This window comes from Streptomyces sp. NPDC055189, from assembly GCF_053606765.1.
In genome coordinates this window covers 145,464-165,337 of sequence record NZ_JBSGSG010000001.1, presented here as the reverse complement: position 1 = coordinate 165,337, position 19,874 = coordinate 145,464, and the positions used below count along the sequence as shown (strand labels likewise).

Below are 19,874 nucleotides of genomic sequence, written 5' to 3'. Positions count from 1 at the left end.
GGGATCTGCGGACCGGCGAGATCGTTCTTCGCCGCCGCAGGCACTGTGCCGATCGTCCACGCGGGTCTGCGGCGACGCAGGACAGCCCGGGGCTGTGGAAGCCCCGTCGTCCTCCGCGGTGAGAAGAGCAGAAGCGGTACCCGTCGGCCGGCTCAAGAGTAGGCTTTAAGACACGGAACGTGGCTGCCTCCCTGTGTCGGACCGCAGTGCGCGGCACTCGACCCGCTTCGGCACACCGGGGGATGGGGATGAGCAGGGAAGCGAACATCGCCCGCACTTTCGTGGAGCTCGCCGACACCCTGGCGGACGACTTCGACGTCATCAACTACGTGCAGCAACTGCACCGCCGCTGCTGCGAGATCCTCGACGTCACGGACGCAGCCGTCCTGTTGGCCACACCGGAATCACCGGCCTCCCCGGAAGCCCGCCTGTACGACCCGACAGCGGCAGCCCGCGGCACCCGGGACATCGATCGCGCCAGAGGCGCAGCCATCGACATGGCCATGCGCGAAGGCCCCGCCGTCGACGCCTACCGCACCGCCGCCGTCACCTCCGGGCACCTCAGCAGCGCTCCTGCCGCCTGGCACCACGTCACCTTCCGGGCCGGCGCCACCGGCTACACCTACGCCGCCGCCGCGCCCCTGCGGCTCCGTGAGGAGACCCTCGGCAGCCTGCTGCTTCTGTACAAAGGACACGACCCGCCGCCGGTCGCCGACCTCGCTCTGGCGCAGGCGTTCGCCGACGCGGCCGCCATCGGCCTGCTCCACGCCCGCGCCCTGCGGCAGGCCGACGCCCTCAACGAACAGCTCCGCAGCGCCCTGCACAACCGCATCCTCATCGAACAGGCCAAAGGCTTCCTCGCCGCCCACCGCGGCATCTCCCCCGCCGAGGCCTTCGAGACCCTGCGCCGCCTCGCGCGCCACCACCGCGTACGGCTGGTCACGGTCGCCCAAGAAGTCATCGCCATACGAGATCTTCCCCAAACACCGGCCTCCGCCCGCAACATGGGCCGGGACACACCGGCCACGTAAGCCCCTATGCGCTCAAGGGCCGCTCACACGGCCTGCCGTTCGGCACCTGATGAGGAGGCAGCATGCTCAACTCCGCCGACACCTGGGGAGTCGCCGACTCCTTCGAGCAATGCGAGCGGCTTCGCCGCATCACCAGGGAGACGATCGACAGGGCCCGCCGGATACGGTCCGAGGCGACGGAGATGCGACTGCAGGCAGAACAGACCCGCGCCGACCGACAGCAGTGGCTCTCCGCACGCCGACGCGAGGACATCGCGAGCCGCCCCGTCTCGCCCCTCACACTCCCGCACGCCAGGACAGCTCCTGCCGTGCAGCTCACCGCCCTGGCCGCCTTCGTGCACGCCCGCCTCGACGAGGAAGCGGCCTCCGCGGATCTGTACCACAAGGCCGGCTGCCCGGCGGCCAATCCACCCGGCGCCCGCGGCCCGGCACCCTGCGCGTGCGGAATCCCGCACCGCCTGCACCAAAAGATCGCTGACCGCCGGAGCATCGCCCGTTTCGCTGAGACCGCGATCCGCACGGCCGACCACACCGCTCCCAACTGGCCCCGCAACGAGATAGACGCTCTTCAAGACCTGCAGTTACTCGCGATGGCCTACGAACTGCACTGGCTGTGGCAGGAGGAATGGCGCCCATAACGTGCGCAGTGCGTGCGGGTCGCCGGTCGAATGCCGACGCCGCCGTGGTGGGCCAACAGGCCCCGGTGTTCGCGACGTTGAGGGTGAGGGGCAGGGCGAGTAGTAGGAGGCATCAGGGGACAGCAGGGCGGGTTCGTACTCCTCCGAGCGGCGTGGGTCACTTTCCGACAGCGGTACTCAGCCGGCTCGGCGCACGGCCGTCCGTACGATCTTCACGATCCGGTCGGCTCGGCTGGTCCGCCCGGAACCACTTCGCGTAGTGGGGCTCTTCGACCGCCCGGGCCCGCACCGTCATGCCGCCGCGAGACGTGAAGTCCGTCCCCGCGTAGCCCGGCTCCACCTTGACTATCTCCGTCAAAGGGATCTCTGCCACCCGGCCGAGGTTTCTCACGATCACCTTGTCGTCCGTCAATTGGAGCGACGTGGCGAAGCCGTACAACAGCCCGACTGACCGCGGATCCCGTACGCGTCCAACAAGCCGCCTCACGACTCCTCTTGGGATCGCGGCGCGCCCCGGCCGTCCTGCTCTCCCTCACGAGCCTGCCGGAGGGGCCGCGCTGCTGCGGTCCCGGGTCCTCAGGGCAGGAATGTCACGGCCGGGAAGGCCGGGGACGGCCCGTCGAGCAGGTGCCCGCGACGGTGGCGCAGGTGGTGGTCGAAGAACGCCAGCGGGTAGGCCTGCTGGATCTTCACCGCCTGCTGGGGATCGAGAGTGCCGATCACGTCCTCGAGCTGCTGCCGGCTCCATCCGTACAGCTTCGCCACCTGGGGGAACAGCGCCTCGTTGTCGCCGTAGGAGACATGGGCGGCGCCCCGGGCCTGAATGTCCAGCCGCCAGCCCTTCAGGTGCGACCAGAAGGCAGCGGCCGCGGGATCCGTGGCGCGGGTGAACTCGGCGGACATCATCATGAAGGGCCGGTCCAGATCGCCGGCCAGCGGCGGGTTCATCTGCATCGGGCCATCCAGGCTCAGCCCGGCCCGGATACGCTCGTCCGCGAGCATGGCGCAGGCGGTGGCCGTGCCTCCCTTGGACCAGCCGAACGCACCCATGCGCCGCGGGTCGAGGGAGCCCAACAGCCCGGCGGGCAAATCACGTTGATCGACGTCGGGGTTGGACTCGGCGGCGAGCTTCTCGACGCAGTCCAAGACGAAGCGCAGGTCAGCGGCGAAGTCACCGGGCATGGTCGGCGCCGTCGGGTCATCGCTCGGGACGGCGGTCCGGCCGTCGGGGAACTGGGTGTAGGTGTCGTATTGGTGAGCCACCGTCACCACCGCATACCCGTGGCTGGCGAGCTCCTGGACCATGACGGTGTGATCGCCCTGATGGCTGTGGGCGCCGTGCGAGAACACGACGACGGGCAGCTGCCGGCCCGTACGCCACACCGGAGCGCCCACATGGCCGGCCGTCAGCGGCCCCCGGGAGGCCAGATCGCCGAACCCGGCGTCGGCAAGGAAGGCCTGCAGTGCACCGTCCGGCATCCAGGGCGCCACCGGATACCGCCGAACGCCCCGGGCGGGATACCAGAGGGTGGCCATCAGCTCGCGGAAGTGCCCGGGGCCCGCGATGCCGTCCGGACGCGACCGGTCAACGAGATGCAGTTGGACCGTGCCCACCGGGTGTGGCCCTCTCGGCACGGGCAGCACCAGCCGCTTCGCGGACGGCTCGGCTGCCACCGGGCCGGCCCATGCGGGGTCGGCAACTCCGGCCAGTGGCACACTGGCCCCGGCGGCCAGTGCGGCTCCCATCATGCTGCGGCGCGTCATGCCTCTCCGGCTGGTGAACCGTGTGGTGGTCATGGGCCCTCCCCTGGTGACGGATCGTCAAGCGTGCTCCGCGGCCAGCCCGCGGGCACAGAGACGACGCTGCCAGATACCCCTCCCCCGCAGCATCGGCCCACCGATCACCTACACGCCGATCGCATCGGCCCACGGATTTACGCCCCGGGGCTAATACGATCGGGCAGCGTCGGCCGGCTGCGAGACCACCCTGACCGCCCCCGGGCCCGGAGTCGCGGCCGCGGTCCCTTGGCGCACTTCGCTCTCTTTGCGCGCGCTCCTCCCCCGCTCCCCCGGTACGGTCCGCCCGCCCGCCCGCCGCACCCTCAGGCGCAGAATTGTCCGTCCGCCCCATGGACAACTCCCCATCACACCGCCTAACTTCACCGATTGACAACGATGTCAGACGTTCCGGTGGCTTTGAGGAGCAGTGATCGTCGATGGTGTCACGAAGAATCCTCCTGCAAGCAGGCGGCGCGGCCCTCGCGGCCGGAGGGCTGGGCCTGACGTCGCAGCAGCAGGCCGGGGCCGTCGAGTCCGGTGCCGCGACCCGACTCCTGCCGTCCTTCGGCCGCCCCGTCCGCCTCGACGTCGCCGACGTCAGCACACTGGACGGCCACGACCAACTGCTGTTGACGACCCTCCAGGGCGTCGTCAACCGGCAGGAGCCACGCCTCTACTTCAACTTCGACAAGAGCGAGGTGGACCTGCGGTGGCTCCCCGCCACCGGCGCAGCCGTCACCCGCCACGACGACGCGCTCGACCTGGTCCGCCGCTACCGCAAGCAGGTGCGCGGCGCCGTCCTTGTCGACCCGGACGTGCCCGACTCGGTCAACATCGCCACCACGCTCGCCGGCCTCAACAACGCCGTCGCCGCCACCGCCGAGCAGGCGCGCACGCACGGCCTGAAGACCGTCATGGATCTGCGCGGCCGCTTCGACGCCGACGATGTGCTCGCCACCTACCGCTGGCAACTCGGCAACCTCTTCCCGCAGTGCAGCCACGCCCTGCTCGCCGGCCTGCCGCCCACCCGGACCGTGGCCGCCGACGACGTGACGTGGCGTCAGGTGGCGCGCGAGGCCGAGCGGATCCGCGATGAGTCCAACTGTCAGGTGCGCACCTTCGACCTGAGCCCGGAACTGGGCGGCGGCAACGACGTCTACGTACGTTTCCAGGACTCGTTCGCAGACGACGGGTGGGGCGCGTCCGTCGCCTCCGTCCTGGTGAAGGCGGACGGCAAGGAAGTCGCCTCCTTCACTCCCGGCACGGACGCCGAGAAGCCATACCTCTTCGACGGCCTCAACTCCTCCCTCAACGACCGGTCCAACCGGTTCAGCGACGGCGGCGGCTACTTCATCTACCGCCTCACCGCGCCCGCCGGAACACAGCACCTGGTGATCGAGGTCGACCTGTGGAACCAATATCTGGTCACCGCCACCAGCACCGCACCCACCCGCGTCGAGCCCTTTCCCTACTTCCGGGACTACGTGGTGGCGAGCAAAGCCATGGTGCTGTGGCTGCCGCCGTCCGGTGACACCGGCAAACTCCTCGACGAGACATTCGCCCGGCTTGAACCCACCACCCCCTACACCGGCTGGTTCTCCAACGACGTCGCAGGCGAGTGGGGCGGCGTGGACCGTGCCTCACAGCACGGGATCGAGGTCGTCCCCGCTGACTTCTACATGAACGGCACCGTCCACGCGGGCGTCCCCGCGAAGGTCTCCGGCAAGGTCCGACGCCCTCCCAAGGCCAAGCTGCAAAGCCGCGTTTACCTCACGCTCACCGTGGGCGAAGGTGACAACGTGCAGTACTGCCAGCGTCGTATGCGCGACATCTGGGACGACCCCAAGCGCGGCAGCGTCCCCGTGAACTGGACGGTCAGCCCGCTGCTCGCCGACATCGGCCCCGCTCTGCTCGCCTACTACCAGAAGACCGCCACCGCCAACGATCTGCTCATCTGCGGCCCTTCGGGGGCGGGTTACACCTACCCCGGATCCTGGCCCGACAAGGACCTGGACGCCTACACGGAACTCTCCGGCCGGTTCCTGCGCCGCACCGGCATGGACCTGGCCTACGCCTACAACCCCCGCAACGCCGCGAACGACGGCTGGCTCCCCTTCGACGAGCGCGTCGCGGGCTCGTACCGGAAGAACACGCCGCTGCGCGGGATCATCCAGTCCTGGGAGACAGGCGATCTACAGATCAGGCCGGCCGGGCTTCCCGTGATCGGCAACTTCTACCCGCAGGGCAAGGGCAAGGAGTTTCGCGACGGACTGCTGCGCCACATCGAAGGCAGGGACGAGTCGAAGCCCATGTTCATCGCCGCGGCGATCAACGCCTGGAGCTGGACGCCGAGCGACATCGCGGAGCTGGCCGGACTGCTTGATGCGCCCTTCGAAGTGGTCCGCGGTGATGTGTTCTTCGACTTGATGGACATGAGCGCGTGAAAGAACGCCCATGGTCACGAGCGCGATCGGTGCCCGCCCCCACGGGGCGGCTCAGCCCACGCCCGTGAATGGACGTATGGATGGACCTGCCTGACTCAGAGGATCGCTTCCGTGTACGCGGTCACGTCCTGAACCGATGCGTTGCCGCCGCAGATCACCAGGCCTAGCCGGGTTGCCTCGCCGGTCTTGGCCAGGACGCGGCGGGCGGCCGGCAGGAGGCAGCCCGCCGCGGGCTCGGCCCATACGCGGGCGTGCTCGGCCAGCTCGAGCACGCCTGTGTAGGCCTCCGCCTCGGGCACGACCAGTACCTCGTCGACCAGGTCACGCACCATGGTGTAGGTCAGCGGGGACACCGTGGGCGCACTGAGCGTGCTGATGCGCGAATCCACCTCCACCTGGACCGGCCCTCCGTGGGCCAGTGCCCGGGACATCGCATCGGCGCCGGTGGTCTCCACGCCCCACACGCGCACGTCCGGCCGGCGCGCCCGCAGCGCCGCCGCCACACCGGCGATCAGACCACCGCCGCCGATGGAAACCAGGACGTCCGTCAATTCGCCTGCGTCGGCGGCGAGTTCTAGTCCCACGGTGCCCTGCCCCGCGATGACCACCGGGTCGGCAAAGGGATGCAGCAGCGTGAGCCCCTCCGTCTCCAGCCCGTCCATCGTCGCGAAGGCCTCGGCCATGGTGGCGGTCAGCCGCACGTCGGCTCCGGCGGCCCGGGCAGCCCGCACCGAGCGTTCCGGTGCGCTGCGCGGCATCACCACGGTCGCACGCACCCCCAGCGCGGCCGACATCTCCGCCACGGCGACGCCATGGTTGCCGCCGGACACCGCGACCACGCCGGCCGCGCGCTGCTCATCGGTCATCGCCAGCAGCTTGGCGACGGCTCCTCGCGCCTTGAACGAGCCGGTGCGCTGCAGCAGTTCGAGCTTGACCGTGACCGGTACCCCCAGCAATGCGCTCAGCCCCGGGCTGGGCAGCGTGGGCGTGCGCACCACATGCCCGGCAATCCGCGCCGCCGCGCTCTCCACGTCCTCAACACCGACCATGGCGCCCCTCCAGGATGTTCCGCGTTCCCTGTCCGCCTGCACCCTACGTGGCTGAGTCCGGAGGCAGGCAGCAGTTTGGATCACCGCCGCCAGGCACAACACAGCGGACCGCCCGGCTCCGGCTTCCAGGCTGTCGCGGCCGTCAGCTCGATGGAGCCCACTACGGAGTACAACAGCAGGGCCCGGACCGCGCGTCGCGGTCCGGGCCCTGCCTCGTGCGGTGCCGCCCTGCGGCGGCGGTGCGTCAGCTCTGTGCGGTCTCGTCGTTCGTCTGCTCAGCGTTTCCCGCTGCACCCGTCTTCTCGCGCATCTTGCGCACCAGCTCCGCCTTCTGGTCGGCGGCGCCCTGGCGGTCGAGGTTGCGGTGGGGGCCGTTGTTCTGCCGTTCGGCGCGGGACAGCCTCTTGCGCTTTCCGCCGCCCATGCCCACGGGGTTGTTGATGTTCTTGCTCACGGGTTCTCCCGGAATGATGTGAAGTGATCTACGGATTCATCGGCGGGTGGACGGGCGCGGCGACATCGGAAGGACGCCAGCAGGGGCCCGTCACGCTCTCACTCGTAAATCAGCGTCTGGAAGAACATGTCCAGGACATTACCCGCTTCCGCCGGCCTCGCGCACCACGTTTTCGCCGACCCTGCGCCGAGCGGGCCGGGAGCAAGCGCCCCGGGCCAGCTGTTATCCGGTATCCGGCGGGCAGCGGGCGGCGGGCCGTCCGGTTTGATGGTTGGCGGCGACGGTTCGGTCACTGGAGGCGGCGGTTCAGCTTCCGGAGCCGACGATGGCGGTGACGCGTATCTCCACGCGCATGGCGGCCAGGCCGAGGACCGTGACGCCGGTCTCGGTCCAGATCGGCGCGCGGCCGTCGAGGCGACGGCGGAACTGCTCGGCCATGACCTGGTTGTGGTCGTCGCCGATGACGTCATCTCCCGGTTCGACCTTGTGGTACGAGTTGACGTGGATGACGTCCTTCCACGTGGCGCCGACCGTGGCGAGCGTGCGCTCGACGTTGTCGAAAGCCTGGATGATCTCGTCTTCCAGCGAGTCGGGGATGACCAGGTCGTCGTCCACCCCGGCCTGGCCGGAGATCTCGACCCGGTCGTCGACGCGGACCGCCCCGCTGTAGCCGAGGGCCTTGTGCAGCTTCTCGCCGAAGCCCGGAGTGACGCCGAAGGTGACGGTGCTCATGATGTTCCCTCTTCCAGTCCACAGGGGCATATTTCCTCGCGTATGACTTCACGCTTGAAGTAATAGTAGCAAGCATTGGCTTCAAGCGTAAAGTGACTGCGTGCTCCGCCGACGGAGCACACAGATCCACGAGCAGCATGGGAGGAACCATGAGCGACACGGGCGGACACCAAGACGACGAGGACCTGCGATGGCTCGACGAGCAGGAGAAGGCGGCGTGGACAGGGCTGATCTCCCTTGTCCTGCTGCTCCCCGCCAAGCTGGAGTCGCCGCTGCGGCAGGAACACGGCCTGACCCTGTTCGAGTACCTCGTGCTCAGCCACCTCTCCGAGGCCCCGCAGCGCAAGCTGCGGATGGGAGAGCTCGCCTTCCTCGCCAGCGGGTCGCTTTCCCGCCTGTCCAACGTCATCAAACGCTGCGAACAGCGCGACTGGGTCGTACGCACACCTGACCCGGACGACGGCCGGTACACCCTCGCCGAACTCACCGACGCCGGCTTCGCCATCGTGCACCTGGCAGCGCCCACACACCTGCGCTCCGTACGCCGCATCGTCCTCGACTCGCTCAACACGACCGACCAGAAAGCTCTCGCCCGCGTCGCACACAAACTCCGCATCGTCCCCGACGACTTCGGCTGACAGCCACCCCCACCCCACGACCCGGGGCAAGTGAAGACCTTCGCGCCGCAGACACGCAGCCGGTCAGCGGATCACGCTGAACCGCAGGTGGGTGGCGTTCGGTGTCTCGATCACCTTCGTGCGCTCCAGCCGGTACTGTCCGCCCGGCTGCTCGAAGAGCCGGGTGCCGCTGCCGAGCAGGACCGGGGCCAGATGGATCTGGATCTCGTCCAGCAGCCCGGCCGCGAGGCACTGCTGAGCCGCGCTCGCGCCGTGCACGGCGACCACCTTGCCGCCCGCCGCCTCCTTCGCCCGGGCCACCGCACCGTGGATGCCGTCGGTGACGAAGGTGAAGACCGAGGGGGCCCGTACCGTCTGCGGAGCGGGTGCCTTGTGGGTGAGGACGAAGCACGGCGCCGACCCGGCGGGCCCGCCGTCGCCCCAGCCGCCGTCGCCCGCCGCCAGGTCGTAGGACACCCGGCCCATCAGGATCGCCCCCAGCCCTGCGCGCATCTCCTCCAGCAGCTCGATGTCGCGCGGGTCCGGCTGGTGCAGCCACCGGTGCAACGGCATTCCGCCGTCGCCCAGTTGCTGCTCGCCGGAGACGTTCGGACCGGTGACGAACCCGTCCAATGACATCGAGATGCCCGCAATGACCCTGCTCATGACCTCGTCCCTCCGTCGGGTGCCTTCCTGAGGTGACGTCGGAGCCGCGGGGCAGTTCTCGACAGCTCGCACAGCGCTCCGGCGTGATCATCCGGTGGCGGTAGGCTTCCCCGGTTCCCGAACCGATCGAAAGGGCGTGGCATGACGGCGGAGCCGAGCATCCGGTTGAACCCGCTTCTCCGGGCCGAGATCAACTTGCCCTGCCCCGCCGAGGGCGACGCGTACCGGCAGTTGGCCCGTGACTGGTTCACCCGGGCCGTGGACCTCCTCTCCGGAGCGCTCGGTGACGGCTTCGACTACGGCCTGGACCTCACCGCACAGGCCCTGGCCAACGACGGCGTCGGCCCCTGCGGGGCACCCGGAACGCTCTGGGCCTCCTTCGTCTACTGGGAGACCACCCGCGGACGCCAGCAGCTGGTCGAGACCTACTTCTGCCCCGCCAACTGGCAGGACTTCCTCCAACAGCTCGGGTACCGGCCCCGCGAGGCGCAACTGCGGCTGGCACTGCTCGACACCGAGGGCCAGCCCGGCGAGCCCTGGCTCGAGGTCTCCCTCACCCGTGACGACGACACGCCGGATGTGGTGTCCTTGATCGCCGTGCGAACGGCGGAGGAGTTCGAGGACCCGGCGACGACAGACGAGGCACAGCAGCGCTGGGAGTCCTTCCTGCGCGACCGGGTTGAACACCACCGCAGCGTTCTCTACGCCTCCGTCGCCGACGACGGCGACTACATCACGGGCCGCACGGCCCTCGAAGACGGTCTGGGCCTGCTCCTGGAGGACACCCTGCCCGAGCTGGAAACGACACTGCGCGGGTACGGGTGGCTGACCGTCTGCTCCCCCGGCGTCGTCACGGCCCTCGGCGGCGTTGCCGCCCTGCAGGCCGGCGGAGCCTTCGCGGAGGTGACCCCGCTTCCCGGCGGCGGTGCCTGGCTCAAGGCGACAAGCCGCATCCACGCCTACACCGACGCCCGTGTGCGGGACGTCTTCGACGCACTCGCGCCGGTCCTGCCCCCGGGCAAGCCGGTGCCCACGCTCGTGTCCGAGACACGCCGGCTGGTGTACGAGGACCCCGTACAGACCGGCAGTACCGGCCGTGCGGCGAACGGACCCAACGCGCGCGAGGACGCTAGGTGCGGGTGCGCTGCGCCCCCGGCTGCTACGCCAGGACGGGCAGTGACGTGAGGCCGCGCACCAGACGAGTACGGCGCCAGATCAGTTGCCCGGCCGGGACGGCAAGCCGGATCTGGGGGTATCGGGTGAGCACCGCTCGCAGGGCGATCTCCAGCTCGGCCCGGGCGAGGGGAGCGCCGACGCAGCGGTGGATGCCGTGGCCGAAGCTGAGGTGTGCGGCAGCGTCGCGGTCCAGGTCGAGCAGGTCCGGCGCCGAGAAGCGCGCCGGGTCCCGGTTGGCTGCCCCAAGAGCGACGGTTACGGGGGCCCCGGCGGGGATGTCAGTGTCACCCAGCGCGATGGCTTGCGTGGTGTAGCGGAAGGTCGCCGTGCTGACCGGGGAGTCGAAGCGGAGCAGTTCGTTGAGCGCGGCGGACACGTCGTCCGGATTCTCCCGCAGGCGCGCCAGTTCGGCCGGGTGCTGGAGCAGCGCCAGGGTGGCGTTGCCCAGGGCGTTGGTCGTGGTCTCGTGTCCGGCCACGAGCAGCAGCACGGCCAGGGACACCAGTTCTTCCTCACTCAGGTGGTCGTCCCCGTCGCGGGCCGAAATGAGCCTGTCGAGAAGAGTGCTGCCGGGACTCCGGCGTTTGGCGGTGATTAGGTCCGTCATGTAGTCGCCCATCGCATGCGAGGCTGCGTCGATGACGTCCGGCTCTCCCGCCGCGAACAGCGCCGCGGACCAGCGCTGGACATCACTCCGGTCCGCGTGCGGAACTCCGAGCAGTTCGCAGATCACGATGACCGGCAGCGGTACCGCCAGGCCGGCCACCAGGTCGAACCGCTCGCCGGCGGGCCACTGCTGCAACAGGTCGTCGGTGACGTGGGCGATGAAGGGGCGCAGTTGGTTCACGGCCCCGGTCGTGAAGGCCTTGGTCACCAGCTTGCGTAGCCGGGTGTGCTGGGGCGGGTCGCTGGCCAGCATGTTCTGCGCGATGGCCGGGTGCAAGCGGCGCCGTGAGTCCTTGCCGGCGAAGAAGGCGGCCGTGTTTTTGGACAGGCGCACGTCGCCGAGGGCTTCTCGGGCTTCCGCGTAGCCGGTGACCAGGTAACCGGGGTGCCCGCCGGAGGCGGCGGGTACGGGCCGCACCGGGCAGGTGGGTGGCGTGGCCGCCCGGGCCGGATGGCGGTTCTCAAGGAAGCGGGGATCCTGAGACGGGTCAGTCATGCTCTCAGGCTCCAACGGGTCGAGGCCGGCGGGCCGCCGTCGGCGACAGACCCGGCACATGGGGATGGCGTCACCGCAGTGTAGAGCCGTGCGCCACTCAGGGCATTCAGGGCGTTCAGCCACCCACAGCAGCCGTGACCGCACTTTCGGCAAGAAGGCATACAGGTCACTGTGCGGCGGCTGCGTGGGCGTCTCACCACCCGAGGCGCAACGGCGAAGACCACGTCGATCAGGCGGCAACCCCCGGAGCCACCGCGGCGACTACGGCACGCGGGACAACGACACCCGGCATTCACCGCCGAACAACAGGGAGCCGACCATGAGCCGAGCACGCACACGAAAACTGCAGGTCACGCTGGCCGCGCTGGCCGTCACGGCCGCCAGTGGCGCGGTGCTGACGCTGCCACAGGCGTCGGCGCAGCCCACGGCCGCGGCCGCCGGTGCCACCGGCTACGCGACGCAGAACGGCGGGACCACCGGCGGCGCGGGCGGCCAGACGGTACGGGCCACGACGGGCACCGCGATCCACACGGCCCTGTGCAGCCGGGCCGCCGACGACACCCCGATCACCATCGAGGTGGAGGGGACGATCAACCACGCCAATACCGCGAAGGTGTCGGGCGACAGCTGCAACACCGCCGCCGGCGTGATCGAGCTCAAGCAGATCAGCAACGTCACGCTCATCGGCGTGGGCAGCGGCGCCGTCTTCGACCAACTGGGCATCCACATACGCGATTCCAGCAACATCGTCATCCGGAACGTGACCGTCAAGAACGTCAAGAAGTCCGGCTCCCCCACCTCCAACGGCGGCGACGCCATCGGCATGGAGAGCGACGTGCGCAACGTCTGGGTCGACCACACGACCCTGGAGGCGTCGGGCGGGGAGTCGGAGGGCTACGACGGCCTCTTCGACATGAAGAACAACACGCAGTACGTGACGCTGTCCTACAGCATCCTGCGCAATTCCGGACGCGGCGGCCTCGTCGGGTCCAGCGAGAGCGACGTCTCCAACAGCTACATCACCTACGACCACAACAAGTACGAGAACATCGACTCCCGCACGCCCCTGCTGCGCGGCGGCACGGCCCACATCTACAACAACTACTACACCGGCCTGAACGAGTCCGGCATCAACTCCCGCGCCGGAGCCAAGGCCAGGGTCGACAACAACTACTTCAAGAACTCCAAGGACGTCCTGGGCACCTTCTACACCGACGCGGCCGGCTACTGGCAGGTCAGCGGCAACACCTTCGACCAGGTGACCTGGTCGGCCGCCGACGACGAGTACAACCCGGCCGGCCCCAACCCGACGTCCAACACCACGGTGAGCATCCCCTACGCCCACTCCCTCGACAAGGCCGCCTGCGTGCCTGCCATCGTGGGCAGAACGGCGGGGGCGGGCACGGGTCTCAAGGTGTCGGACGGCACCTGCTAGACGCGGCAGCCGGAGCCGCAGCCATTGCTGCTCACCCGTGCACTCTCCTCCTGCGCAGGTACCCACGCAGGAGGAGAGTGCGCCGCACGCGACCGGGGTGGCAGGCAAGCTGGTCGCGGTAGGCGACCGTCCGCCCGTCGGCGGCGTGCGGGGTCAGCGGACCTTCGTCAGCTCACCCTTGTCCTGAAGGGTGGCGATGCCACTGGCCCAGAGGCTGTTGACCCGCTGGCGCTCCTGCGTGTTCGGGTAGGCGTTGGTGCAGGACGTGCCGGGGCCGCCGCCGGACATCAGCTCGCTGCACGGGCCCGAGTAGTGGTCGGGCAGTCCGAGCACGTGACCCGTCTCGTGGGCCGTCACCCGGGTGGAGTTGTACTGCTGGTTCTGCCGGTAGTCCAGGAAGATGTAGCCGTGGCCGCGCCCGTCGGTGGAGGCGTACGAGCCGCGCGAGTCGTTGCCCTCGCGGTACTCGAAGTCAGCCGTCGAGCTGGTCTCCTGGAGCTTGACGTTGCTGACGGAGGAGTTCCATATCTGCGTGCTCTGCGCTATCTGGCTGCGGAAGCTGGGCGCCCGGGTCGTGCGGTACCGGACGGTGACGGCCTGGATGCCCGGCTGCGCCGCCTGCTTCTTCAGCGCCGACTTCATGACGGCGTCGAAGAACGCCCGGTTGGCGGCCTCGTTCTCGGCGGAGCCCGCGTACGCCGCCGTGGCGTTCGTGGAGGCGGACTTGACCGCGTCGGGCGCGGGCGCCGCGAACGCCGAGGGAGCCGCGGCGAGCGAGCCGACCAGAGCGGCAGCGCCGAGGATGGAGAGGAGGCTGGTGCGGGATCTGTTCACGGGGGTGTGTCCCTTCCCGATGTCCTGTGGCCTGGATGGCCGGGAACTCCCGGGCACGGGGGTGCCCGGGATCCCGGGACCGGAGCCAGCGGGTGCGCGGCCTTCGGTCGGGATGAGTATCGGGAAGTCGGGGCTCGTTCGTACCGATGCCATTCGGCGATAACAGCAGAGCATCAACTGGTTTGCGCCATGCGCGACTTGCCGCATTCCAAAACCGGCGCCGCCCCGATGAGAGGCGGATCTCTAGTCGACTGGTAGATCCAGGAACTTCGCCGGAGCCAGGTCGAGGAACTTCGACATCGCGCCGCGCAGACGGGCCGTCTCCGGGCTACCGGGCTCGGACACCACGCTGCGGAACGTCAGTTCCAGGACCCGCTCCCCGTCGCGCACCAGGAGAGTGGCGATCTGGGCCTGCTGCCCGGGCGGGCCGGCGAGCATCGTGCGCATCAGTGCCTCGTCGCCGAACCTCCGCTCCACGTCGAGCGGCTTGCTCGGATCGCCGGCCGGATCCACCACCTCCACGGGGAAATCCTGATCGCCGACGCTGACCGTCCACGCCGTGCACTGGGCGTAAACCGCTCGCATGTCGGCCATCCAGGCCGCGGCAGCCCCCGCGGCCCGTTCCGAGATCCCCTCGTCGACCACGATCGAGGAGTCGGCGGTCGTGAACGAGGTCCTGATCTCCCTCGGGGGCTTGTCGGTGAACGTGCGGTTCAGCAGCTCGGTGCTTTCCGGGGTCGGGCCGGTCATCGGCGGCGGGTCCTCGTCGGACGAGGGCGAGGCCAACTCGGTGAAATCGTCCAGGCCCGCTCGGGCCAGATCCGCGGCCCCTGTCAGCAATCGCTCAAGATCCCCCGCCCCGGCGGTCGAGGCCGATGAAGAATCCCCAGAAGTGCCCATAACTCTCCCCCTTGTTGATTCCTGGATGGTGCGTGGTGAACGTGAACGCACCCAGTCCCGTACGCGGTCCGCGGCGCCGCAGGAGGAGGCCGCATACAACCTCGCTCTTGCCGCCACCGGTGCATGCCCCCGGACCGAGTGGCCGCGACAAGATCAAGTATCTCGTCCCAGAGGCGACAGGAACAGGCCAACAACGAAATTGGCCACCCTACGGAGCCGGGGTGAAAAGCCCCCTCCGTGGCCCGGCGCCGTGGCATCCGCTACGGAATCTTGCCGGCGTCGGCCTTTGCGAGGCGGTCGGCAAACATGGCGGACAGGCGCAGGATGCGCGTGCTGCGCTGCTCGGTCGGATCGTCCATCTGGTGCGCGATGCCGATGAAGGCGCCTTGCCGGAAGATCAGGGAGCGGTTGATGTGCAGCTCCGTCGGGTTGCTCTTGGTGTCGGTACCGTCCTGGTCGATTCCCTGGCTCTCGTCGCCCCTTTGCTCCAGCTCTATCTTCTTGACCCGGGGGTCGGCCTCGCCGATGTCCTGCACGATGTCGACGTACGCCTGGTGGGCGGCGGCAGCGTCGCGGAACGTCATGACGAGGAACTCGGCTCGGTTCTCGCCTTCGTTCTCCCCCCGGGCGAACTGCACCGCACCGACCGCAGTGGCCTTCTGGCAGGTCGGTGCTGCCCGGCAGAGAGTAAGGCGGGTTGCTGACGTATCGACCTTCGGTGTCCCGACCCAGGGATACTCGCGGACGTCCATGCTGTCGCGATCCGGAAGGATCTGGCGGACCGTCTCGGTCGTGGGCGGCAGAGCAGCCGCCCGGTTGCCGGAGCTGGTCTTGCCGGGCTCTGGCGACGCGTTGCGCGGTGAGTCGTCCGTGGTGCCGAACAACCGCACACCCCCGTAGACGGCGAGCACGAGCAGCAGCACTGCCAGGACGAGGCCCGCAACGAGGGAAGCGCGCCCGGCACCAGTGTTGTTGATGGTCAGCGGGCCGAGTGCGATCTGGCTGCGCGTAACTTTGCTGCCGGTCATGACCACGCTGCCGGTATGTTGGTGTGAGGGCGGGTGCAGGAGCACCGCGAGCCGTCCGGCGAACTCGGCATCGCTCCTGATCTCTTCGGCAAGGGCCGCTTGCACACGGCTGCAGGCCTCGGGATCGTCCGGGGCGGTATTCAGCTCGTCCAGGGCGGCCCGCCCGCGTGCGGAGTGGCTGAGTCTGCCTCGTACGAGATCCGACACCGCCGTATTGGCGGCGCCTGACACCGCGGCGGACAGAGCCTGCGCAGCCGTCGCCGCCAGGTCTGGTGCGTCCATGCCGGTCCCCCGTCATCCCAGTCCCGTCATTATCGTCATGTTCGCGACAGTGAGGGCGGTTTCGGGAGATGGAGTGTTGCTGCCGTTGTGGAGTGCGCCTTGCCCTGGGGGACACGGACGGCTGACCGGCATCGAGTCGCCCGATGCGCCGCTGTCCCGGCGAACGGAGCGGTCAGCCGGTGACGGTGAAAGACACGGCGGTGCCGGACCGCGATCGGCCTGCTTCGGGCACGTGTCCGGTTTCCAGCCACGTCGACACCATGATTGCCGGTCATGGTGTCGACGTGCCACCGCCCGCCCTTCACGGACTTGTCAGGCTTACAGGCTCGCGGGTCCTTCGAGGGCTTGCAGCGTTCCCCCGGGCAGCCGGTCGTTGCCCCAGCTGCGCTCGATGTAGCCGATGATCCCCGCGATGTCTTCGGCGGGCACCCGCTCCGGTTCGCCGTGTTCGAGCGGGTCGGCGTGGAAGATGTACAGCCGTGAGGCGAACTGGTCGAAGGGCAGGGATGCCTCGCCGAACCGCTCGCCGTTGCCCGCGGTGGAGACGACGACGCCGTCGCCCCAGTCCTGGCCGCTGTCGTTGTTCGGGTTGAAGAAGTACACCCGCATGACGTCCTGGGGGTCCGGTGCGGCCCGCAGGATCGTGATCGCGTGCCAGCCGACGTAACGGGCTGCGCTGTCGGTGACGGCAACGCCGGCCGGCTGCGGATGGATCAGCGGCTGCCCGCCGTTGTAGGTGGGGTGGTAGCTGGCGTGGAACTGCCGCAGGAAGTCGTCGAGGTCGATCAGGTTTCCGGTGGCGACGTCGACATTGATGTGGAAGCCGCGGCAGGCCCACCAGCCGTGGAACTCGGGGTTGATCCACCGGTGCGGGTCTCCGGGCCGCTCGGCGCAGCGCCGGCCCATCTCGCCGTAGATGCGGTCCAGGTGGGGCACCAGGAGCAGGGATACGGGGTCCAGGTCCATCGGCAGCGTGCTGGCCACTCCGCTCGCGCTGTCCTTGGAGGAGATGGGCTGTCCCTCGAAGTGCATGAGGATCTCGTCGTCGCGGGCCGCCCAGACCACCATCTGCAACAGGTAGTCCGGGTCGTTGTAGGACCACATCGACAGGGCGCGGGCCGACTGGCAGGTGGGGTTGTCGCCCTGCCCGACGCCCAGCGGCTGGCCCAGCATCGACAGCACGCCCGCCACCAGCCTCGCCTGCGGCCCGGGTTCCTCGCCGAACACGGTCGTCAACCGCTCGCGCGCGGCCGGGGAGAGCTCGAGGGCCAGCTGGCGCCACAGCGCGGGGACCACCGGCGGCTCGTAGAGGATGCCCCGGTCCAGCAGCAGCGCAAGCCCGTAGACGCTCTGCGCGGTCTGCGAATGGACGGCCACCTCGATCAGCCGGTGCACCAGTTCGCTGAAGCGCAGCAGACAGTTGCGTCCGGTGTCGGACAGACCCAGCGCCTCCCCCAGGAGGTAGTCGCCATCGCGCATCAGGAACCGGAGCAGTTCCGCGTGGTAGGGCGAGACCAAACCGGTGTCGTGCATCGCCCGGGCGAACCCGGTGGCCTCGTACTGCAGGCCGCCGGTGTCCATCGCCTCGAGCCGGGAGCGGAACACCTCGAGGCCCGGGTCGTCCCGGCACGCCTCGGTGGTCCCGAACAGGCTGGTGATCAGCCGGTCGATGCCAAGCCCGGACGCCACGCCCAGCGCGACGTCCGGATCGCTGCGGTAGACCGCGATCCGGGTGATCAGGGCCTGCACCGTCTCGACCTGGATGGGACGCTGGCGCAGGATCCGCCAGATCTCGTCGACCAGGTTGTCCAGGACGCTGTCGTAGCCGATCTCGTCGGCGAGATGGCGGAACAGGTCCCGGATGAGCTGTGCGGTGCGGCCCTGCTGGGTGCGCTCCGCCTCGCTGGGCGCGGAGAACAGCAGCTGCAGGTTGGTCGCCAGGACCTGGGAGAGGAACTGGCGGGCGTCCTCGGCGGGCAGCGTGGGGTGCGCGAAGTCGCCGCGGGCGACCGCGAGCATCCGCAGCTCGCTGGTCGCCTCCATGACGACGGTGTCGGCGTTTCCGCTGTGCAGGCTCGGGCCGACCAGCGCGGGGACAAGGATCTCCGGAGTCGCCCAGTCCGTGCCCTGGAAGATCCCGGCTTCCTCCAGGGCCTGCGCCCTGGCCTGGATCGCCGCGGCCCCGCCCGGCTGCATCAGCACCCGCCGCAAGGCTTCCAGGACCCGCCGCAGCTTCGTGTGCTTGCCGAAGTCGCGGGTTTCGGCCATGGCCTGGGTGGCGTCGTCCAGTGAGGTCAGACGCTTGTTCAGCGTCGTGTCCTCACCGTTGACGTCGACGGTCGGTTTCAATGGGTTTCCCTCGGGTTGGCCTCCTGCGTCCACGGAATCGTCAGACGTAGAAGTCGAGCTCTTCCTGCTTCTTCAACAGGTCGCGCATACGGTAGGGGTCTTCACCGAAGAAGTAGACCAGGCCCCAGTGGGTGCCGAACGCGGTCCTCTTGGTGACGGTCTCCTCGAGCGGCGTGGAGAGGTCGTGCGACTTGTAGTAGTCGTCGTCCTCGGTCTCCTGCGGGATCTCCAGTTCGCTGACCACGCGGCGGCGCGGGTAAACACCGAAGCAGCCGGCGGTCCCGGACGCGTCGACGACCTCGCGCGGGAAGAAGGCGTCGATCTCCTCCTCGGTCGTCTTCGGGTCGAACGCCAGCACCAGCCCCTGGTAGGCGTTGAACCCATAAGCCCGCTCCAGCAGCTCGAAGACCTTGAAGCCCGGCGGCCGGTAGGCGACTTCGCCGAAGTACATCTCGCCGTCACTGGTGACGAAATACTCCGGGTGCACGAAGCCGAACTCGATGTCGAACGTCTTGATGAGCTTCTCGATCTGCGCCGTGATCTGCGGGCGGTACCGCTCCAGTTCCGGGGTGGCCGGCACGAACACCGAATAGCCCAGCGTGACGTATTCGGAGATGTTGAGGAACTTGATCTTCCCGTTGTGGATCCACGCCTCGACCGCGAACTCCCAGCCGTCGAGGTGGGATTCCATCAGGACCGGGAACTCATCGTCCGGAATCGTGTCGACCTCGTCGGGGGTGCGGATGACGCGGTGCCCCAGGCATCCTGCCTTGTCGAACGCCTTGAGGTGGATCGGGTCGTTCGGGTCGCCGTCCAGCTTGAGCAGCGTCTGATTGACGCGCTTGAGGAAGCGGGTCACATCGTCCCGGTCGTGGGCCTCCTCGAAGATGCCCACCCGGATGCCGCCGAGCTGCGCACGGCGCTTCATCAGTGCCTTGTCCCGCAGCAGCATGGCCTGACCGTACAGCCGGGGATTGTCCAGCAGGACGGAGTTGATCGCCCCCGCCCATTCGACCGTCTCCTCGTACAGCGGGATCGCGACGTCCACACCCTCGTTCTGCAGCGTTTCGGCGATCTCCATGGAGCGGTCGTTGAGCCGTTCGAAATCCCATGGCACAAAGGGGATATCGTGCTCGACGCAGTACTCCTCGGCCCACTCCGGGGCCACGACGACGTATCGCCGGTCGAACCGGTCTAGGGCTTCCACCGCATTGAGACTCCATCCAAGTAGCGCTACATAGCCCTTGTCCGGGTTCTTGGTGGCCGGTTCGCCTTGTGTCATAGGCCGTATCTCCTTC

Annotated in this window: 16 protein-coding genes and 1 pseudogene; 6 read left to right on the top strand and 11 right to left on the bottom strand. The window is 68.9% G+C overall.

All coding sequences use genetic code 11. The annotated features are described in order from the left end of the window. Positions 1 to 248 precede the first annotated feature (248 nt). Positions 249 to 1,031, top strand: a complete 783-nt coding sequence (locus tag ACWFR3_RS00785) for an ANTAR domain-containing response regulator (RefSeq protein ID WP_453732330.1) — start codon at positions 249 to 251, stop codon at positions 1,029 to 1,031. 62 nt (positions 1,032 to 1,093) lie between these two features. After that, positions 1,094 to 1,669: a hypothetical protein gene (locus ACWFR3_RS00780; protein ID WP_453732329.1), complete on the top strand. Its 576-nt coding sequence runs from the start codon at positions 1,094 to 1,096 to the stop codon at positions 1,667 to 1,669. Between the two features lie 576 nt (positions 1,670 to 2,245). On the opposite strand, the gene ACWFR3_RS00775 is transcribed toward ACWFR3_RS00780, so the two are convergent. Beyond that, positions 2,246 to 3,466, bottom strand: coding sequence for an alpha/beta hydrolase family protein (locus ACWFR3_RS00775; protein ID WP_453732328.1), 1,221 nt, complete (start codon positions 3,464 to 3,466; stop codon positions 2,246 to 2,248). A 419-nt stretch (positions 3,467 to 3,885) separates the two neighbouring features. On the opposite strand from ACWFR3_RS00775, the gene ACWFR3_RS00770 reads away from it, so the two are divergent. Beyond that, complete coding sequence (locus tag ACWFR3_RS00770) at positions 3,886 to 5,892, top strand: GxGYxYP domain-containing protein (protein ID WP_453732327.1); 2,007 nt, start codon at positions 3,886 to 3,888, stop codon at positions 5,890 to 5,892. A 95-nt stretch (positions 5,893 to 5,987) separates the two neighbouring features. Here the strand turns inward: ACWFR3_RS00770 and ACWFR3_RS00765 are convergent, their stop codons facing one another. From ACWFR3_RS00765 to ACWFR3_RS00755, 3 genes are all read right to left on the bottom strand, one after another. After that, entirely contained in the window at positions 5,988 to 6,941 is a 954-nt protein-coding gene (locus ACWFR3_RS00765) for a threonine/serine dehydratase (RefSeq protein WP_453732326.1), read from the bottom strand. A 244-nt stretch (positions 6,942 to 7,185) separates the two neighbouring features. Continuing rightward, positions 7,186 to 7,395 (bottom strand): DUF6243 family protein, encoded by a 210-nt coding sequence (locus ACWFR3_RS00760; RefSeq protein WP_453732325.1) that lies wholly within the window; start codon positions 7,393 to 7,395, stop codon positions 7,186 to 7,188. A gap of 306 nt (positions 7,396 to 7,701) precedes the next feature. After that, on the bottom strand, positions 7,702 to 8,127 hold the full coding sequence (locus ACWFR3_RS00755; protein ID WP_453732324.1) for a Rid family hydrolase: 426 nt from the start codon (positions 8,125 to 8,127) through the stop codon (positions 7,702 to 7,704). Between the two features lie 149 nt (positions 8,128 to 8,276). Here ACWFR3_RS00755 and ACWFR3_RS00750 point away from each other — a divergent pair, with 149 nt between their 5' ends. Next, positions 8,277 to 8,765, top strand: coding sequence for a MarR family winged helix-turn-helix transcriptional regulator (locus tag ACWFR3_RS00750; protein WP_453732323.1), 489 nt, complete (start codon positions 8,277 to 8,279; stop codon positions 8,763 to 8,765). Between the two features lie 63 nt (positions 8,766 to 8,828). On the opposite strand, the gene ACWFR3_RS00745 is transcribed toward ACWFR3_RS00750, so the two are convergent. After that, positions 8,829 to 9,410: a dihydrofolate reductase family protein gene (locus ACWFR3_RS00745; RefSeq protein WP_453732322.1), complete on the bottom strand. Its 582-nt coding sequence runs from the start codon at positions 9,408 to 9,410 to the stop codon at positions 8,829 to 8,831. Between the two features lie 141 nt (positions 9,411 to 9,551). On the opposite strand from ACWFR3_RS00745, the gene ACWFR3_RS00740 reads away from it, so the two are divergent. Continuing rightward, positions 9,552 to 10,595 carry a hypothetical protein gene (locus ACWFR3_RS00740; protein WP_453732321.1) on the top strand — a complete coding sequence of 348 codons (1,044 nt, stop codon included), beginning with the start codon at positions 9,552 to 9,554 and terminating at the stop codon, positions 10,593 to 10,595. On the opposite strand, the gene ACWFR3_RS00735 is transcribed toward ACWFR3_RS00740, so the two are convergent. Continuing rightward, on the bottom strand, positions 10,570 to 11,748 hold the full coding sequence (locus ACWFR3_RS00735) for a cytochrome P450 family protein (RefSeq protein ID WP_453732320.1): 1,179 nt from the start codon (positions 11,746 to 11,748) through the stop codon (positions 10,570 to 10,572). The two genes, ACWFR3_RS00740 and ACWFR3_RS00735, sit on opposite strands and share 26 nt — an antisense overlap. Before the next feature lie 319 nt (positions 11,749 to 12,067). Here ACWFR3_RS00735 and ACWFR3_RS00730 point away from each other — a divergent pair. Beyond that, positions 12,068 to 13,180 (top strand): annotated as a pseudogene (locus tag ACWFR3_RS00730) (pectate lyase family protein); the annotation flags it as partial. A gap of 156 nt (positions 13,181 to 13,336) precedes the next feature. Here the strand turns inward: ACWFR3_RS00730 and snpA are convergent. The 5 genes from snpA to ACWFR3_RS00705 form a co-directional block, all read right to left on the bottom strand. Then, positions 13,337 to 14,017 (bottom strand): snapalysin, encoded by a 681-nt coding sequence (gene snpA / locus ACWFR3_RS00725; protein ID WP_453732319.1) that lies wholly within the window; start codon positions 14,015 to 14,017, stop codon positions 13,337 to 13,339. A gap of 243 nt (positions 14,018 to 14,260) precedes the next feature. Then, on the bottom strand, positions 14,261 to 14,917 hold the full coding sequence (locus ACWFR3_RS00720; protein WP_453732318.1) for a hypothetical protein: 657 nt from the start codon (positions 14,915 to 14,917) through the stop codon (positions 14,261 to 14,263). 260 nt (positions 14,918 to 15,177) lie between these two features. Then, the gene (locus tag ACWFR3_RS00715) at positions 15,178 to 16,227 is read right to left on the bottom strand and encodes a hypothetical protein (protein WP_453732317.1); all 1,050 of its coding nucleotides are present in this window, start codon (positions 16,225 to 16,227) and stop codon (positions 15,178 to 15,180) included. Positions 16,228 to 16,545: 318 nt separating this feature from the next. Beyond that, positions 16,546 to 18,576, bottom strand: coding sequence for a hypothetical protein (locus tag ACWFR3_RS00710; protein ID WP_453732316.1), 2,031 nt, complete (start codon positions 18,574 to 18,576; stop codon positions 16,546 to 16,548). A gap of 40 nt (positions 18,577 to 18,616) precedes the next feature. Then, the gene (locus ACWFR3_RS00705) at positions 18,617 to 19,858 is read right to left on the bottom strand and encodes an ATP-grasp domain-containing protein (RefSeq protein ID WP_453732315.1); all 1,242 of its coding nucleotides are present in this window, start codon (positions 19,856 to 19,858) and stop codon (positions 18,617 to 18,619) included. Between the last annotated feature and the right edge of the window lie 16 nt (positions 19,859 to 19,874).

What these genes read in the sequence shown, in the direction of transcription:
- ACWFR3_RS00785 (WP_453732330.1), top strand. Translation starts at nt 249, where the DNA reads ATGAGCAGGGAAGCGAACATCGCCCGCACTTTCGTGGAGCTCGCCGAC.
- ACWFR3_RS00780 (WP_453732329.1), top strand. Translation starts at nt 1,094, where the DNA reads ATGCTCAACTCCGCCGACACCTGGGGAGTCGCCGACTCCTTCGAGCAA.
- ACWFR3_RS00775 (WP_453732328.1), bottom strand. Translation starts at nt 3,466, where the DNA reads ATGACCACCACACGGTTCACCAGCCGGAGAGGCATGACGCGCCGCAGC.
- ACWFR3_RS00770 (WP_453732327.1), top strand. Translation starts at nt 3,886, where the DNA reads ATGGTGTCACGAAGAATCCTCCTGCAAGCAGGCGGCGCGGCCCTCGCG.
- ACWFR3_RS00765 (WP_453732326.1), bottom strand. Translation starts at nt 6,941, where the DNA reads ATGGTCGGTGTTGAGGACGTGGAGAGCGCGGCGGCGCGGATTGCCGGG.
- ACWFR3_RS00755 (WP_453732324.1), bottom strand. Translation starts at nt 8,127, where the DNA reads ATGAGCACCGTCACCTTCGGCGTCACTCCGGGCTTCGGCGAGAAGCTG.
- ACWFR3_RS00750 (WP_453732323.1), top strand. Translation starts at nt 8,277, where the DNA reads ATGAGCGACACGGGCGGACACCAAGACGACGAGGACCTGCGATGGCTC.
- ACWFR3_RS00745 (WP_453732322.1), bottom strand. Translation starts at nt 9,410, where the DNA reads ATGAGCAGGGTCATTGCGGGCATCTCGATGTCATTGGACGGGTTCGTC.
- ACWFR3_RS00740 (WP_453732321.1), top strand. Translation starts at nt 9,552, where the DNA reads ATGACGGCGGAGCCGAGCATCCGGTTGAACCCGCTTCTCCGGGCCGAG.
- ACWFR3_RS00735 (WP_453732320.1), bottom strand. Translation starts at nt 11,748, where the DNA reads ATGACTGACCCGTCTCAGGATCCCCGCTTCCTTGAGAACCGCCATCCG.
- ACWFR3_RS00720 (WP_453732318.1), bottom strand. Translation starts at nt 14,917, where the DNA reads ATGGGCACTTCTGGGGATTCTTCATCGGCCTCGACCGCCGGGGCGGGG.
- ACWFR3_RS00715 (WP_453732317.1), bottom strand. Translation starts at nt 16,227, where the DNA reads ATGGACGCACCAGACCTGGCGGCGACGGCTGCGCAGGCTCTGTCCGCC.
- ACWFR3_RS00705 (WP_453732315.1), bottom strand. Translation starts at nt 19,858, where the DNA reads ATGACACAAGGCGAACCGGCCACCAAGAACCCGGACAAGGGCTATGTA.